The sequence below is a fragment of the Actinoallomurus oryzae genome (assembly GCF_039541955.1).
In the GTDB taxonomy this organism is placed as follows: domain Bacteria; phylum Actinomycetota; class Actinomycetes; order Streptosporangiales; family Streptosporangiaceae; genus Actinoallomurus; species Actinoallomurus oryzae.
The window spans coordinates 273,653-289,672 of sequence record NZ_BAABHF010000046.1; the positions used below are offsets into that span (position 1 = coordinate 273,653).

Annotated in this window: 15 protein-coding genes; 13 read left to right on the top strand and 2 right to left on the bottom strand. The window is 69.7% G+C overall.

Annotation, left to right across the window (positions count from 1 at the left end):
- The first annotated feature begins 176 nt into the window (after nucleotides 1-176).
- Together ABEA10_RS37585 and ABEA10_RS37590 are read left to right on the top strand one after the other, a co-directional pair.
- The gene (locus tag ABEA10_RS37585; protein ID WP_345472244.1) at nucleotides 177-1,160 is read left to right on the top strand and encodes a threonine ammonia-lyase; all 984 of its coding nucleotides are present in this window, start codon (nucleotides 177-179) and stop codon (nucleotides 1,158-1,160) included.
- Between the two features lie 13 nt (nucleotides 1,161-1,173).
- A complete protein-coding gene (locus ABEA10_RS37590) occupies nucleotides 1,174-1,413 on the top strand; it encodes a DUF4229 domain-containing protein (RefSeq protein ID WP_329245335.1) in 240 nt (79 codons plus the stop codon).
- Here the strand turns inward: ABEA10_RS37590 and ABEA10_RS37595 are convergent.
- Together ABEA10_RS37595 and ABEA10_RS37600 are read right to left on the bottom strand one after the other, a co-directional pair.
- Nucleotides 1,410-2,807 (bottom strand): RNA-guided endonuclease InsQ/TnpB family protein, encoded by a 1,398-nt coding sequence (locus tag ABEA10_RS37595; protein ID WP_345472833.1) that lies wholly within the window; start codon nucleotides 2,805-2,807, stop codon nucleotides 1,410-1,412. The genes ABEA10_RS37590 and ABEA10_RS37595 overlap by 4 nt on opposite strands.
- 322 nt (nucleotides 2,808-3,129) lie before the next feature.
- Nucleotides 3,130-3,834 carry a class I SAM-dependent methyltransferase gene (locus tag ABEA10_RS37600; RefSeq protein ID WP_329245332.1) on the bottom strand — a complete coding sequence of 235 codons (705 nt, stop codon included), beginning with the start codon at nucleotides 3,832-3,834 and terminating at the stop codon, nucleotides 3,130-3,132.
- 371 nt (nucleotides 3,835-4,205) lie between these two features.
- Here ABEA10_RS37600 and ABEA10_RS37605 point away from each other — a divergent pair, with 371 nt between their 5' ends.
- The 11 genes from ABEA10_RS37605 (at nucleotide 4,206) to ABEA10_RS37655 (ending at nucleotide 16,002) form a co-directional block, all read left to right on the top strand.
- A complete protein-coding gene (locus ABEA10_RS37605; protein ID WP_345472247.1) occupies nucleotides 4,206-5,486 on the top strand; it encodes a geranylgeranyl reductase family protein in 1,281 nt (426 codons plus the stop codon).
- A 119-nt stretch (nucleotides 5,487-5,605) separates the two neighbouring features.
- A complete protein-coding gene (locus tag ABEA10_RS37610; protein ID WP_329245327.1) occupies nucleotides 5,606-5,965 on the top strand; it encodes an NADH-quinone oxidoreductase subunit A in 360 nt (119 codons plus the stop codon).
- A 1-nt stretch (nucleotide 5,966) separates the two neighbouring features.
- On the top strand, nucleotides 5,967-6,527 hold the full coding sequence (locus ABEA10_RS37615) for a NuoB/complex I 20 kDa subunit family protein (protein WP_345472250.1): 561 nt from the start codon (nucleotides 5,967-5,969) through the stop codon (nucleotides 6,525-6,527).
- 67 nt (nucleotides 6,528-6,594) lie between these two features.
- Nucleotides 6,595-7,341: an NADH-quinone oxidoreductase subunit C gene (locus tag ABEA10_RS37620; RefSeq protein WP_345472252.1), complete on the top strand. Its 747-nt coding sequence runs from the start codon at nucleotides 6,595-6,597 to the stop codon at nucleotides 7,339-7,341.
- A 79-nt stretch (nucleotides 7,342-7,420) separates the two neighbouring features.
- Nucleotides 7,421-8,770, top strand: a complete 1,350-nt coding sequence (locus tag ABEA10_RS37625) for an NADH-quinone oxidoreductase subunit D (protein ID WP_345472253.1) — start codon at nucleotides 7,421-7,423, stop codon at nucleotides 8,768-8,770.
- The gene (gene nuoE, locus ABEA10_RS37630) at nucleotides 8,767-9,438 is read left to right on the top strand and encodes an NADH-quinone oxidoreductase subunit NuoE (protein WP_345472255.1); all 672 of its coding nucleotides are present in this window, start codon (nucleotides 8,767-8,769) and stop codon (nucleotides 9,436-9,438) included. Before ABEA10_RS37625 ends, nuoE begins: the two co-directional genes overlap by 4 nt.
- Entirely contained in the window at nucleotides 9,435-10,733 is a 1,299-nt protein-coding gene (gene nuoF / locus ABEA10_RS37635; RefSeq protein ID WP_345472257.1) for an NADH-quinone oxidoreductase subunit NuoF, read from the top strand. The genes nuoE and nuoF overlap by 4 nt, the downstream gene beginning before the upstream one ends.
- Nucleotides 10,730-13,171: an NADH-quinone oxidoreductase subunit G gene (locus ABEA10_RS37640; RefSeq protein ID WP_345472259.1), complete on the top strand. Its 2,442-nt coding sequence runs from the start codon at nucleotides 10,730-10,732 to the stop codon at nucleotides 13,169-13,171. Before nuoF ends, ABEA10_RS37640 begins: the two co-directional genes overlap by 4 nt.
- Before the next feature lie 26 nt (nucleotides 13,172-13,197).
- Nucleotides 13,198-14,559: an NADH-quinone oxidoreductase subunit NuoH gene (gene nuoH, locus ABEA10_RS37645; RefSeq protein ID WP_345472835.1), complete on the top strand. Its 1,362-nt coding sequence runs from the start codon at nucleotides 13,198-13,200 to the stop codon at nucleotides 14,557-14,559.
- On the top strand, nucleotides 14,552-15,079 hold the full coding sequence (gene nuoI / locus ABEA10_RS37650; protein ID WP_329245307.1) for an NADH-quinone oxidoreductase subunit NuoI: 528 nt from the start codon (nucleotides 14,552-14,554) through the stop codon (nucleotides 15,077-15,079). Before nuoH ends, nuoI begins: the two co-directional genes overlap by 8 nt.
- A complete protein-coding gene (locus ABEA10_RS37655) occupies nucleotides 15,076-16,002 on the top strand; it encodes an NADH-quinone oxidoreductase subunit J (protein WP_345472262.1) in 927 nt (308 codons plus the stop codon). The genes nuoI and ABEA10_RS37655 overlap by 4 nt, the downstream gene beginning before the upstream one ends.
- Nucleotides 16,003-16,020 lie beyond the last annotated feature (18 nt).

Here is a 16,020-nt window from a genome sequence, read left to right on the forward strand (position 1 = left end):
CCTTTGTCCCGCTCTCGTCGCGGAAGGACTGTTTCTCAGTGTGCCGGTTGAAGACCGGTTTCTCCCTTGTTTTCGGAAAACATCACGCTGCGTAGTTTTGCGACATGGGGTAATAACGAGATGTGATCGCCTGGTTGCAGTTCCTTGTGACATGCGAGGGCCCATAGGGTGCTGGTATGTACGATCTTGTTACGGTGCAGGAGATCGAGGACGCCGCCCAGCGCCTGGCGGATGTCATCCTCCGCACGCCGCTGGTGGCCTTTCCTCAGGCTCCGTCGGGTCCGTCTCTTCTGCTCAAGCCGGAGTCGCTGCAGCCGGTCGGCTCCTTCAAGCTCCGCGGCGCCTACAACGCGATCAGCGCACTGCCCGAGGCCGACCGCAAGAACGGCGTCGTCGCGCACTCCAGCGGCAACCATGCCCAGGCCGTCGCGTACGCAGCGAGGGCCGTCGGCGTCCCGGCCGTGCTCGTCGTGCCGACCACCATCCCGGCCGTCAAGGCGGACGCGTGCCGCCTGCTGGGCGCCGAGCTCGTGTACGTCGAACCGACCATCGAGGCGCGCGTCGAGACCGCCGACCGGCTGGCGACCGCGCACGGCTACGCGCTGATCCCGCCGTTCGACGACCGCCGGGTCATCGCGGGCCAGGGCACGATCGGGCTGGAGATCCTCGCCGACGCGCCGGACGTCGACACCGTCCTGGTGCCGATCAGCGGCGGCGGCCTGCTCGCGGGCATCGCCACCGCGATCAAGTCCCTGCGGCCCGAGACCAGGGTCATCGGCGTCGAACCCGAGCTGGCCGCCGACGCACGCGCCTCGTTCCGCGCCGGCCGCCGGATCTCCTGGCCCAGCGCCGACACGCGCCGGACGATCGCGGACGCGCTCCGCCTCGAGTGCGTCGGCGAGCTGCCGTTCGAGCACCTGCGGTACGTCGACGACATCGTCACCGTGAGCGAGGAGGAGATCCGTGAGGCGATGCGGCGGCTCGCTCGGGGCGCCCGCCTCGTCGCCGAGCCCGCCGGCGCGGTGGCGACCGCGGCCTACCTCACCCACTACGGAATGCCGGGCGACCGGCGCAAGTACGTCGCCGTCGTCTCCGGCGGCAACGCCGACCCCGCCCTGTACGCGGAGGTCCTCGGCGAAGGACTTGCAGGGGAGAGATAGCCTCGAACCTGCCATGCGTTCCGTACTCATCTACACCCTGTCGCGGCTCGCGCTGTTCGGCGTGACCGCGGGCGTGCTCTTCCTGGCAGGGGCCCGCGGGTTCCTGCTGCTCGCGCTGGCCATACTGATCAGCGGCATCATCAGCTTCGTGCTGCTGACCCGCCAGCGCGACGCGATCTCCAACTCGGTCACCGAACGAGCGAGCCGCATCCGCGAGAACCTCGCCGAAGGCGCCGCCCGAGAAGACGACTAGTGCCGTGTCAGCCAACGTTTGCCTCGTTGGGGAGGCGGGGTTGGCTGATCCTCGCTGTGGTGGGCGAGCGACTCCCCACTTCTGGTGGGGCGGGCCACGGCCGGCCATGGGACCCCATATGCGGTGCCGTGATGGGGGGACCGTCTGGGGTCACGCCGGGACCGTCCGGCACCGGGGAGGTGCCGTCCGGCTCGACGGTGCGTGATCACCACCGGAAACATGCTCGTGGTGGTGATGGTGCCGCCCGGGCCGCGCCGGGCGATGTTGGCGCCGCCGACCAGGTCGCGGTGCCCACTGAACCCGCACCAGGTGCAGGTGAAATTCCGGTTCTTGGGTTTGGGAACCCGCCGGCGACAGGTGGGGCAGGTCGAGGAGGTGCCCCGCTCGTCCACCAGCACCAGGCCGATCCCGGCCTGTTCGGCCTTGTCCCTCAGACACTTCAGCAGGTGCCCGATCCGCCAGGCCTGGACCCGCTGGTTATGCCTCCGCCCCGCCGTGAGGGCCAGGACGCCGCGCGGGTCCCCGACCACGAGTGTGCCGATCCGGCGTGCGGTCGCCCACGTGATGACCTGACGGGCGGCCTCGTGCTGGGCCTGGCGGACCCGCCGCCGGTGACGCGCTTCGATCTTGCGCTGCCGGGCCCGGTACTTCCGCCACCGCCGCGAACCGACCTGACCCGGCTTCGGCGCCTGCCGCGACACCGTGCGCCGCCGGTGTTTGGTGTCTTTGAGGTGGAGGTGGGTTTCGGCGCGGATGGCCCGTCCCGACACCACCAGCCCCTCACCATCCGGACCTGCCACCGCGAACGGATGGATCAACCCCGGATCGACCCCCGCCATCCGCCCGGGATCCGGCTCCCGCTCTGGTGGATAGGCGGTGATGGGGACTTCGGCGGTGACATCGACGAACAACCGGCCGCCCTCGGCCACCAATGTCACCGACCGCACCTGCCCCGCCTCATAGGGGACCGGCCGGTCCAACCGCACCCACAACGACGCACACCCACGACCGGCCGGAAGGCGCAACCGCCGGCCGTCGAGGGTGAACGTGCCGTGGTAGTAGCGCACCGGCATCAGCCGGCGTTTGCGCCGCGGGTACCGCGCCGCCACCTCGCCGTCTTTTCGGCGCTTGGCGGTGGCGAACCAGGCGTCGCTGTAACGCCGCAGCACCGACCGCGCCCCGACCGAGTCCAACTCCCCGAACGTGCCCGGACCCGCCGCCGACAACTCCCGGCACAACGCCTGATACCCCACAACCGGCCGCAGCCCCCGCTGCCGCCGCCACCGGTTCATGTCCAGCACACACGCCCACACATCACCGGCCGAGACCAGCAACCCGAAACACCGGCGCCGCTGACCGGCCGAGACCCGCAGACCGACGCGGGCGGTCCGCATGACCACCCGACCACCTTCTTCACGTCGAGGCACCAGGCGATTACAGCAAGTACCTACGACAGAATTCGGTCCCCAGCCCGCAACACCTGCTCGACGCCCGCCCGAGGCCAGAACACACAGCGGCCAAGACCACCTGACAAGCCCCCGCGTTCCCCCCAACCGGTTCCAGGCAGCACACACCACAACAGGGCAACATTGCCTGCCGCAGCACTAGCCCGGCGCCCAGACGCGCACCTGTGAGGGCATATGCCGGCGCCAGGTGAGGGTGCCCTCGTGCGAACCGAGGGCTCCGCCGGCACCGGCGGACCCGTTCTCTCGCGGCTCAGGCGGCCGGCCGTCGGGCGTGGTGCATGGCGACGGCTCCGAAGGTGAGGTTTCGGTAGCGGACCGACTCCCAGCCGGCCTGCCGCAGCAGCGCCGCCAGGGCCTCCTGGTCGTGCCAGGCCGCGGTCGACTCGGCCAGGTAGTGGTAGGAGTCCGGGTTCGAGCTGACCTTGGCCATCATCGGCAGGCCGACCCGCAGGTGCAGGCCGTGCAGCCGGCGCAGGACCGGGTTCGGCGGGCGGCTGACCTCGCAGATCAGGATGCGCCCGCCCGGCTTGGTCACCCGCAGCATCTCCGCGAGCGCCGCCACCGTGTCCTTGACGTTGCGGATGCCGAAGGAGATCGTCACGGCGTCGAAGGACGCGTCGGCGAACGGCAGGCGCAGCGCGTCGCCCGCCGTGAAGCCCAGGCCGCGGATCGCGCCCTGCCGGCGCACGCCCTCGCGCAGCATCCCCAGGGAGAAGTCGCAGGCGACGGTCAGCGCGCCCGCCTCGGCGATCGGCACCGACGAGGTGCCCGTGCCGGCCGCCAGGTCCAGCACCAGCTCGCCGGGCCGGGCGTTCAGGGCGCGGACGGCCTCGCGCCGCCACCGGCGGTCCAGGCCGCCCGTCATCAGGTCGTTCAGCAGGTCATAGCGTGCCGCCGTACGGTCGAACATGGCCGCGACCTCGGCCGGCTGCTTGTCCAGAGATGCCCGCGTCATGGTCGCGAGCCTAGGCGAGAACCGCCATGTCCCGGCAGGCGACCCGCACCGAATGGCCCGGAACGATCGACGGTGCCGCGCGGTTCCCGAGCAGCCCCTGAGAAGGTTTAGACTCAGCGTGTAGCCAAGCTTGTGAAGCGCTTCACAAAAGAACAAGACCCGAAGATGGCACCCCGGGTCGCACCGAGCCTCCTCAAGGGCCGTACGATCCGGCACGGCATCGAGCCCCGCCAACCCCCAGCAGGCGGCACCACCGACCGAGCGGCACCACCGACCGATATGTATGCCCACAGAGGATTCCAGTGACCGAGCGCAGCGAGGGCACCAAAGAGCACAGCACCGTCGGTCGCGCGACCGACGGAGGAGGGCTCGTGACCGAGACACCCGCCGTAATCACGCAGGACGCCTCCGCGACGGAGGCCGACGTGATCGTCGTCGGCGCCGGACCGGCGGGCTCGGCCGCCGCGTACCATCTCGCCCAGGCCGGGCTCGACGTCCTCCTGCTGGAAAAGACGGTGTTCCCCCGCGAGAAGGTCTGCGGTGACGGGCTCACGCCCCGTGCCACCAAGCAGCTTCTGAAGATGGGTGTCGATCTCGACGCCCCCGGCTGGATCCGCAACAAGGGCCTGCGCATCATCGGCGGCGGCGTCCGCATGGAGCTGCCCTGGCCCGAGCTCTCCAGCTACCCCGATTACGGCCTGGTCCGTACGCGGATGGACTTCGACCAGATCCTCGCCGAGCGCGCCGTCGCCGCCGGAGCCAGGCTCCGGATGAACACCTCCGTGACCGAGCCGGTCCTGGACGACACCGGTCGGATCACCGGCGTGGTGGCCAAGACCCCCGACGGCGAGGTCCGGTTCAGCGCCCCGCTCGTCGTGGCGGCCGACGGCAACTCGACCCGGCTCTCGCTCGCGCTCGGCCTGCGCAAGCGCGACGACCGCCCGATGGGCGTGGCCGTGCGCCGCTACTACACCAGCCCCCGTCACGACGACGACTACCTCGAGTCCTGGCTGGAGTTGTGGGACGGCGAACGCCTGCTGCCCGGCTACGGCTGGGTGTTCGGCGTCGGCGACGGCACCTCCAACGTCGGGCTGGGCCTGCTCAACACCAGCGACGCCTTCAAGAACGTCGACTACCGCGCGCTGCTGCGGAGCTGGCTCGCCGGCATGCCGGAAGAATGGGGCTACGTCGAGGAGAACGCCACCGGCCCGGTGCGCGGCGCCGCGCTGCCGATGGGCTTCAACCGCACGCCCCACTACACGCGCGGCCTGCTGCTCGTCGGCGACGCCGGCGGGATGATCAACCCGTTCAACGGCGAGGGCATCGCGTACGCGATGGAGTCCGCCGAGATGGCGGCGGAGATCATCGTGCAGGCGCTCGGCCGGCCGACCGCGGCCCAGCGCGAGCGCGCGCTGCACGACTATCCGAGGGTCCTCCAGCAGGCGTACGGCGGCTACTACACGCTCGGGCGGATCTTCGTGAAGGCGATCGGCGACCCGCGCCTGATGAAGTTCGCGACGCGGCACGGCCTGCCGCACCCGATGCTCATGAGATTCACGCTGAAGCTCCTCGCGAACCTCACCGATCCGCGGGGCGGCGACGCGATGGACCGGGTGATCAACGCGATGTCGAAACTCGCGCCGGCGGCGTGACACCCCGAGGAAAGAAGTGATGTTCGCCGTGCCTAGGATGGAAATCCCGGTCGTGATCGACGACCGTGCCGCGTCAGACGCGCGCTCGATGACTTTCACCGAGAGGGGGGTGTAGGGATTTGAACCTCTACGTTCCGATTGTCGTACTTGGTGTACTAGCACTTGGTTTCGCGGTCTTTTCGGTGATTATGGGTTCTTTGACCGGCCCGAAACGCTGGAACCGCGCGAGACTCGAGGCGTACGAATGCGGCATCGAGCCCACCCCGCAGCCCGTCGGCGGCGGGCGGTTCCCGGTGAAGTACTACCTGACGGCGATGCTGTTCATCGTTTTCGACATCGAGATCATCTTCCTCTACCCGTGGGCGGTGGCCTTCGACCACCTGGGTCTGTTCGGTCTCGTGGAAATGGTGCTGTTCATCGTCACCGTCCTCATCGCGTACGCCTATGTGTGGCGGCGCGGCGGTCTGGAGTGGGACTGAGATGGGTCTAGAAGAGAAACTCCCCAGCGGGGTCATCCTCACCACGGTCGAGCAGGTCCTCGGGCTGGCGCGCAGGAGTTCGGTGTGGCCGGCGACGTTCGGCCTGGCCTGCTGCGCCATCGAGATGATGGCGACGGGCGACCCGCGCCACGACTTCTCCCGGTGGGGAATGGAACGCGCGTCGGGCTCGCCGCGCCAGGCCGACCTGATGATCGTCGCCGGCCGGGTGAGCCAGAAGATGGCGCCGGTGCTGCGGCAGATCTACGACCAGATGGCCTCGCCCAAGTGGGTCATCGCCATGGGCGTGTGCGCCTCCTCGGGCGGCATGTTCAACAACTACGCGATCGTCCAGGGCGTCGACCACATCGTGCCCGTCGACATCTACCTGCCCGGCTGCCCGCCGCGGCCGGAGATGCTCCTGGACGCCATCCTCAAGCTGCACGACAAGATCCAGAACACCAAGATGGGGCCGCACCGCAAGAAGGAGATCGAGGAACTCGAGCGCGCCCGGCTCCGGCAGCTTCCCCTCCTCGAACAGCCGCAGCAGGTGACCAGTTCATGAGTGAGCGGAGCGAGCGAATCAACAGGCACAGCGTTCTGGAGCTCCCCCTTCCGACGAAGGAGGCCTCATGAGTTCACAGCATCCTGAGCAGCGGGCCGAGCAGGCCGCCGATCAGCTTCCCGCGCAGAGCGAGGAGGAGCGGGTCGAGCAGCCGATCGCGCGCCATGGCATGTTCGGCGCCCGGACGACCGGCGACACCTCCGGCTTCGGCGGGCTCGTCGTCCGCCAGGCGCCGAAGGTCAGCGCCGAGCGCCCGTACGGCGGACCGCGCACGACCGGCGCCGAGGGGGAGTTCGATGAGATCGCGGACGCCCTGGAGGCCGCGTACGCCGACTTCGGCGAGGCGGTCGAACGCGTCGTCGTCGACCGCGGCGAGCTGACCTTCGTCGTACGCCGCGAGCACCTGCTCGGCGTGATCAAGACCCTGCGCGACGAGCCGCGGCTGCGCTTCGAGCTGTGCCTCGGCGTCTCCGGCGTGCACTACCCGGCCGAGACCGGCGCCGAGCTGCACGCGGTCTACCCCTTCCTGTCGATCACGCACAACCGGCGCGTGCGGATCGAGGTGACGTGCCCCGACACCGACCCGCACGTTCCCTCGATCGTCTCGGTCTACCCGACCAACGACTGGCACGAGCGCGAGACGTACGACATGTTCGGCCTGGTCTTCGACGGGCATCCGGCGCTCACGCGGATCATGATGCCGGACGACTGGATGGGCCATCCGCAGCGCAAGGACTACCCCCTCGGCGGCATCCCCGTCGAGTACCGCGGGGCCAAGGTGCCGCCGCCGGACGAGCGGAGGTCTTACGTATGAGCACGACCGCGGAGAGGCGACCCGCCGAGCGAGCGGAGCGGCCGGCGAGGGACGAGGCGTCCGCGAAGGGAGCGAGAAGGTGAGCCCGACCCAGCAGTACGACGCCTACGGGACGGAAGAGGCCACCGAGGGCACCGTCTTCAACGTCGCCGGGCAGGACTGGGACGAGGTCGTCAAGGGCGCCCAGGAGACCGAGGACGACCGCCTCGTCGTGAACATGGGCCCGCAGCACCCGTCCACGCACGGCGTGCTCCGGCTCATCCTCACCCTCGACGGCGAGACCGTCGACGAGACCCGCGTCGGCATCGGCTACCTCCACACCGGCATCGAGAAGAACATGGAGTACCGGACGTGGACCCAGGGGACCACGTTCTGCACCCGCATGGACTACCTCGCGCCGATCTTCAACGAGACGGCCTACTGCCTCGCCGTGGAGAAGCTGCTCGGCATCACCGACGAGGTCCCCGAGCGGGCGCAGGTGATCCGGGTCCTGATGATGGAGATCAACCGGATCTCCTCGCACCTGGTCGCGATCGCCACCTTCGGCCTGGAGCTGGGCGCGACCACGGTCATGCTCAACGGCTTCCTGGAGCGCGAGTACGCCCTGGACATCTTCGAGATGGTCGCGGGGCTGCGCATGAACATGGCCTACGTCCGGCCGGGCGGCGTCGCACAGGACCTGCCTCCGGGCGCGATCGACAAGATCGGTGACTTCGTCAAGCGCGAGCGGCACCGGTTCGGGCAGCTGCGCAAGCTGCTCGACGCCAACCCGGTCTACCTCGCGCGGACCAAGAACATCGCCTACCTCGACCTGACCGCCTGCATGGCGCTCGGCGTGACCGGCCCGGTGCTGCGCAGCACCGGCCTGCCGTGGGACCTGCGCAAGTCCCAGCCGTACTGCGGCTATGAGACCTACGACTTCGAGGTGGCCACCCAGGAAACCTGCGACGTCTACGGCCGCTACCTCGTGCGCATGCAGGAGATGGACGAGTCGCTGAAGATCATCGAGCAGTGCCTCGACCGGCTGAGCTCCGGCTCGGCCAAGTCCGGCCCGGTGATGATCCAGGACAAGAAGATCGGCTGGCCGGCGCAGCTCGCGCTCGGGCCGGACGGGATGGGCAACTCGCCCAACCACATCGCGCACATCATGGGCCAGTCCATGGAAGCGCTGATCCACCACTTCAAGCTGGTGACCGAGGGCTTCCGTGTGCCGGCCGGCCAGGTGTACGCGTCGATCGAGTCGCCGCGCGGCGAGCTCGGCTGCCACCTGGTGAGCGACGGCGGCACGCGCCCGTACCGCGCGCACTTCCGCGACCCGTCCTTCACCAACCTGCAGGCGATCCCGGCCGCGACCGAAGGTTCCATGGTCGCCGACGTCATCGCGGCGGTCGCGAGTATCGACCCGGTGATGGGGGGAGTCGACCGATGAGTTTCGCGCCCGAGGTTCTCGAGCGTCTCGAAAGGGACGCGAAGGAGATCATCGCGCGGTACCCCAAGCCGCGCTCTGCGCTGCTGCCGCTGCTGCACCTGGTGCAGTCCGAGGAGGGGCACGTCTCCGACGACGGCATCGAGTTCTGCGCCAACGCGGTCGGCATCACCCCGGCGCAGGTGACCGGCGTGGTGACCTTCTACACGCAGTACAAGCAGCAGCCGGTCGGCGACTTCCACGTCGGCGTCTGCATCAACAGCCTGTGCGCGATCATGGGCGGCGACCAGATCTGGCGCGAGCTGAGCGAGTACGTCGGGGTCGGCCACGACGAGGCGACCGAGGACGGCAAGGTCAGCCTCGAGCGCATCGAGTGCAACGCCGCCTGCGACTACGCCCCGGTGATGATGGTCAACTGGGAGTTCTTCGACGACATGACTCCCGCCAAGGCCAAGCAGCTCGTCGACGACATCCGGGCCGGCAAGCAGATCGCCCCGAGCCGCGGCGCGGAGTCGGTGTGCACCTGGAAGCAGGCGTCCCGCGTGCTCGCGGGCTTCAACGACGGCCGTGCCGGAGAGGGCACGCAGGCCGGCTACGCGTCGCTGCGCGGCCTCCAGCTCGCCAAGGAGTCCGGCTGGGAGGCCCCTGAGCCCGAAAGAGGTGCCGAGTGACCACCCTCACGCCGATCCTGACCAAGTCCTGGGACCGGCCCGACTCCTTCACCCGCACGGCGTACGAGGCCGACGGCGGCTACCAGGCGCTGCGCACCGCGCTGGGCATGCCGCAGGACGACATCATCCAGGCGGTGAAGGACTCCGGCCTGCGCGGCCGTGGCGGCGCCGGCTTCCCCACCGGCATGAAGTGGGGCTTCATCCCGCAGGGTGACGGCAAGCCGCACTACCTGGTGGTCAACGCGGACGAGTCCGAGCCGGGCACGTGCAAGGACATCCCGCTGATGATGGCCGACCCGCACGCGCTGGTCGAGGGCGTGATCATCAGCTCGTACGCCATCCGCGCGAACCTCGCCTTCATCTACGTGCGCGGTGAGGTGCTGCACGTCATCCGCCGCCTCCAGCAGGCGGTCGCGGAGGCGTACGAGGCCGGCTACATCGGCACGAACATTCTCGGCTCCGGCTACGACCTCGAACTCGTCGTGCACAGCGGCGCCGGCGCGTACATCTGCGGCGAGGAGACGGCGCTGCTGGACTCCCTGGAGGGGTTCCGCGGCCAGCCGCGACTCAAGCCGCCGTTCCCGGCGGTGGCCGGCCTGTACGGCGGGCCGACCGTGATCAACAACGTCGAGTCCATCGCGAGCGTCCCGTCGATCGTCGCCAACGGCGCCGACTGGTTCGCCTCGATGGGCACCGAGAAGTCCAAGGGCTTCGGCATCTTCAGCCTGTCGGGTCACGTCACCCGGCCCGGCCAGTACGAGGCACCGCTCGGCATCACGCTGCGCGAGCTGCTCGACATGGCCGGCGGCATCCGCGCCGGGCACCGGCTGAAGTTCTGGACCCCGGGCGGCTCCTCCACGCCGATCTTCACCGACGAGCACCTCGACGTGCCGCTCGATTTCGAGTCGGTCGGCGCGGCGGGCTCGATGCTCGGCACCCGGGCGCTGCAGATCTTCGACGAGACGGTCTGCGTCGTCCGCGCGGTGCTGCGCTGGAGCGAGTTCTACGCGCACGAGTCCTGCGGAAAGTGCACGCCGTGCCGCGAGGGCACGTACTGGTACAAGCAGATGCTGAAGCGCCTGGAGGCGGGTCAGGGCACCGAGGAGGACCTCGAGACGCTCCTCGACCTGTCCGACAACATCCTCGGCCGCTCCTTCTGCGCGCTGGGCGACGGTGCCACGAGCCCGGTGACCTCCAGCATCAAGTACTTCCGCGAGGAGTACATCCGGCACTTCGAGAACGGCGGCTGCCCGTTCGACGAGGCCGCCTCGACTGTGTGGGCAGGTGAGAAGTGACCGTCACGGATGACGCTCAGGTGGCCAAGAAGGAAGATCTGGTCACGCTGACGATCGACGGGTTCGAGATCAGTGTGCCCAAGGGCACGCTGATCATCCGGGCCGCCGAGCTGCTCGGCATCCAGATCCCGCGGTTCTGTGACCACCCGCTGCTGGAGCCGGTGGCCGCCTGTCGGCAGTGCCTGGTGGAGATCCCCGACGCCGGCAACGGCCGCGGGATGCCCAAGCCGCAGCCGTCCTGCGCGGTCACGGTGATGCCGGGCATGGTCGTCAAGACCCAGCTCACCTCCGAGGTCGCCGACAAGGCCCAGCACGGCGTGATGGAGATGCTGCTCATCAACCACCCGCTGGACTGCCCGGTCTGCGACAAGGGCGGCGAGTGCCCGCTGCAGAACCAGGCCCTGTCCAACGGCCGCGGCGAGTCGCGGTTCGTGGAGAAGAAGCGCACCTTCCCCAAGCCGATCGCGCTGTCCAGCCAGGTGCTGCTGGACCGCGAGCGGTGCATCCAGTGCGCCCGCTGCACGCGGTTCTCCAACGAGATCGCCGGTGACGCGTTCATCGACCTGCTGGAGCGCGGCGCCAAGGAGCAGGTCGGCCTCGCGCCCGGCCACGAGTTTCAGTCCTACTTCTCCGGCAACACCGTGCAGATCTGCCCGGTCGGCGCGCTGACCGGCGCGGCGTACCGCTTCCGGTCCCGGCCGTTCGACCTGGTCTCGACGCCGAGCGTCTGCGAGCACTGCGCGTCCGGCTGCGCCCAGCGCACCGACCACCGGCGCGGCAAGGTCACGCGCCGGCTCGCCGGCGACGACCCGCAGGTCAACGAAGAGTGGAACTGCGACAAGGGCCGCTGGGCGTTCACCTACACCACGACGCCGGACCGGCTGACCCACCCGCTGGTGCGCAACGAAGAAGGCGTGCTGGAGCCCGCCTCCTGGAACGAAGCGCTGACCATCGCGGCCGAGGGGCTGGCCAAGGCGCGCGGCAAGGCCGGCGTGCTGACCGGCGGCCGGGTCACGCTGGAGGACGCCTACGCGTACGCCAAGTTCGCCCGGGTCGCCCTCGGCACCAACGACGTCGACTTCCGCGCCCGCGCGCACTCACGCGAGGAGGCCGACTTCCTCGCGGCGACCGTCGCGGGCAGCCCCATCTCGGTCACCTACGACGAGCTGGAGAAGGCCCCGGCCGTCCTCCTCGCCGGCTTCGAGCCGGAGGAGGAGTCGCCGATCGTCTTCCTGCGTCTCCGCAAGGCGGCCCGCAAGCACGGCCTGAAGACGTACTCGATCGCCCCGTTCGCGTCCCGCGGCCTGGCCAAGCTCGGCGGCACGCTGGTGACCACCGCTCCCGGGGCCGAGGCCGAGACGCTCGGCAACCTGATCACCGGCGTCGGGCTGGACGACGCGGGCAAGGCCGCCGCGGAGCTGCTCAAGAGCGAAGGCGCGATCATCCTCGTCGGCGAGCGGCTCGGCACGGTGCCGGGCGCGCTGTCCGCCGTCGGGCGACTGGTCGCCGCCACCGGCGCACGGCTCGCCTGGGTGCCCCGCCGGGCCGGCGAGCGCGGAGCCATCGAGGCGGGCGCGCTGCCCGGCCTGCTGCCGATCGGCCGCCCGGTCGCCGACGCGGCCGCCCGCGGCGAGGTCGCGCGGGCCTGGGGCGTCGCCGCACTGCCCGAGACCCTCGGCCGCGACACCGAGGGCATCCTCGCCGCCGCGCTCGACGAGAAGATCGACGCCCTGCTCATCGGCGGCGTCGACCCGTACGACCTGCCGGACCCGGAGGGCGCGCTGGCCGCGCTGGAGGCCACGCCGTTCATCGTCAGCCTGGAGCAGCGCGTGACCGCGGTCACCGACCGGGCCGACGTGGTGCTGCCGGTGGCGGCCGTCACCGAGAAGGCCGGCACGTTCGTCAACTGGGAGGGCCGTGGCCGCCCGTTCGAGGCCGTGCTGAAGGTCCGGCAGGCGATGCCCGACCTCAAGGTGCTCGCCACGATCGCCGACCTGATGGACGTCCACCTCGGCCTGCCCGACTCCGCGTCGGCCCGCCGCGAGCTGGCCGCGCTGGGCGGCTTCAAGGGCACGCGGCCGGGTCTGCCGAGCGTCGCCGCCAGGGTGGCGAGCGAGCCCGGCGCCGGCGAGGCGGTCCTGGCGACCTGGCGGATGCTGCTCGACGCCGGCCGCCTGCAGGACGGCGAGCGCTACCTCGCCGGTACCGCCAAGACCCCGGTCGCCCGGCTGAGCGCGGCCACCGCGAAGGAGATCGGAGCGGACGGGAAGGTCACCGTGGCCACGGCGCGCGGCGAGATCACCCTGCCGCTGGAGATCACCGACATGCCGGACCGCGTGGTCTGGGTACCCGCCAACTCGCCGGGTTCGGCGGTCTACCGCGACCTCGGCGTCCAGGCCGGAGAAGTCGTGAAGATCCAGAACGGGAGCGTGGCATGATCGCCGCACACGTCCTGGCGGAGGCGATGACCGCCACCCCGCGGACCGAACAGTGCACCGGCAAGCCGTACGGCCTCGGCTCGTTCGGCTGCGACCCGTGGTGGCTGGTCGGCGCGAAGGCGATCGTGATCTTCGTGTTCCTGCTGCTGACGGTGCTCATGGCCGTCTGGGCGGAGCGTCGGATCATCGGCCGCATGCAGCTGCGCCCCGGCCCGAACCGCGCCGGGCCGTTCGGTCTGCTGCAGTCGCTGCTCGACGGCGTCAAGGGCGCGACCAAGGAGGACATCGTCCCCCGCGGCGTGGACAAGGTCGTCTTCTTCCTCGCCCCGGTGATGGCCGCGGCACCCGCGCTGGTGTCGTTCTCGATCATCCCGTTCGGCGGCATCGTCTCCATCGGCGGCCACAAGACGCCGCTGCAGCTCACCGACCTTCCGGTCGCCGTGCTGCTGGTCCTGGCGATGTCCTCGATGGGCGTGTACGGCTTCGTGCTGGCCGGCTGGTCGTCGATGTCGCCGTACTCCCTGCTCGGCGGTATGCGCTCCAGCGCCCAGGTGATCTCCTATGAGATCGCGATGGGCCTGTCGTTCGTGGCGGTGTTCCTGTTCGCCGGGTCGCTGTCGACGTCGGAGATCGTGGGCGCCCAGGCGCACGGCGGCACGTACCACTTCCTCGGCATGACCGGCCACTACCCGTCGTGGTACGTCGTCCTGCTGTTCCCGTCGTTCGTGATCTACCTGTTCACGATGCTGGGGGAGTCGGGCCGCATCCCGTTCGACCTGCCCGAGGGCGAGGGCGAGCTGGTCGCGGGCTACCACACCGAGTACTCCTCGCTGAAGTTCCTGATGTTCTACCTCGCCGAGTACATCAACATGGCGACGCTGTCGGCGCTGGCCACGACGCTGTTCCTCGGCGGCTACCGCGCCCCATGGCCGATCACCGGCATCTGGTCCGGCGCCAACTCCGGCTGGTGGCCGATCCTGTGGTTCCTGATCAAGATGTGGCTCTTCATCTTCGGCTTCGTCTGGGTCCGGGCCTCGCTGCCGCGGGTGCGCTACGACCAGCTGATGAGGCTGGGCTGGAAGGTCCTCATCCCGGTGTCGCTGGGCTGGATCCTGTTCGTGTCGGCGGTGCGTGCGCTGCGCAACGAGCAGCACGACACCCGGCCGGTGATGCTCATCGCGGCAGCGGTGATCATCGTCCTGCTCATCATCTCGGTGATCTGGGAACGGGTCTCGGGCTCGGGGAAGGCCGAGGTGGCGCAGGAGGCGGCCGAGTCGGAGCCGGATCCGATGGCAGGCGGGTTCCCGGTGCCCCCGCTCGACGCGCCGCACTACCACGGTGCCGGAGACGCCCGTGCGAACAAATCCACGGAGGCCACCCGTGCTTGATTTCCTGAACCCGGTCAAGGGGTTCGGCGTCACCTTCCACCAGATGTTCATGAAGGTGGAGACGGTCGAATACCCCGAGGTGAAGAAGCCGACCGCACCGCGCTTCCACGGCCGGCACCAGCTCAACCGCTGGCCCGACGGCCTGGAGAAGTGCGTGGGCTGCGAGCTGTGCGCGTGGGCCTGCCCCGCGGACGCGATCTACGTGGAAGGCGCCGACAACACCGAGGAGGCGCGCTACTCCCCGGGTGAGCGCTACGGCCGCACCTACCAGATCAACTACCTGCGCTGCATCCTGTGCGGCCTGTGCATCGAGGCGTGCCCGACCCGGGCGCTCACGATGACCAACGAGTACGAACTCGCCGACGACAGCCGCGAGAGCCTCATCTACACCAAGGAGATGCTGCTCGCGCCGCTGACCGAGGGCATGGAGCTCCCGCCGCACGAGATGCGGCTCGGGGAGACCGAAGAGGACTACTACCTCCTCGGTGCCTCCAAGGAACACGAGGAGGGCGCCAAATGACCACCCTGGCGGCCGGTGCGCACCAGACGGGTGAGTCGGGGATCTTCTGGGTCCTGGCCATCGTGTCCGTCGCCGCGGCGCTCGGCATGATCTTCATGCGGAAGGTCGTGTACTCCGCGCTGCTGCTCGCCGTGGTGATGCTGTCCCTCGCGGTGTTCTACGCCGTGAACGAGGCTCCGTTCCTGGCGTTCGTGCAGGTGATCGTCTACACCGGCGCGGTGCTGATGCTCTTCCTGTTCGTCATCATGGTCGTCGGGGTCAGCTCGACCGAGTCCATGGTCGAGACGATCAAGGGCCAGCGGGTCGCCGCGGCGATCGTCGGCATCGGCTTCGGCGTGCTGCTGATCCTCGGTGTCGGCAGCGCGACGCTGCCGCAGTCCATGGGCCTGTCCGACGCGAACGCCAACGGCGGCAACGTCATGGGCCTGGCCCGGCTGCTGTTCGGCGACAACACCAACAACGAGGCCGTCAAGGCCACGCGGCCCGACAACCACATGGGCAGCTACATCTTCGCCTTCGAGCTGACCAGCGCCCTGCTGATCACCGCGGCGCTGGGGGCGATGGTGCTGGCCCACCGCGAGCGCCTCAAGCCCAAGCCGACCCAGCGCGAGCTCTCCCAGGCGCGCATCAAGAGCGACCAGGTCTCGCCGCTGCCGCCGCCCGGCACGTACGCCCGGCACAACGCGGTGGACATGCCGGCCCTGCTGCCGGACGGATCGGTGTCGGAGCTGTCGGTCAGCCCGGTCATCACCCGCCGCCGGGGCGGCTCGCACGAGGACCTGCACGGCGAGGGCCCCGAGTCGGCGCTCCGCCGCGGCACCGCGACGGTGAAGGCGGTGCTGGAAGGCCAGGTCGAAGGCCAGGTCGAGGTCGAGAAGACCGACGCCGAGGCCGCCGGGGCCTCCGCTGAGGAGGAGAAATAAATGACCGAGCGGAGCGAG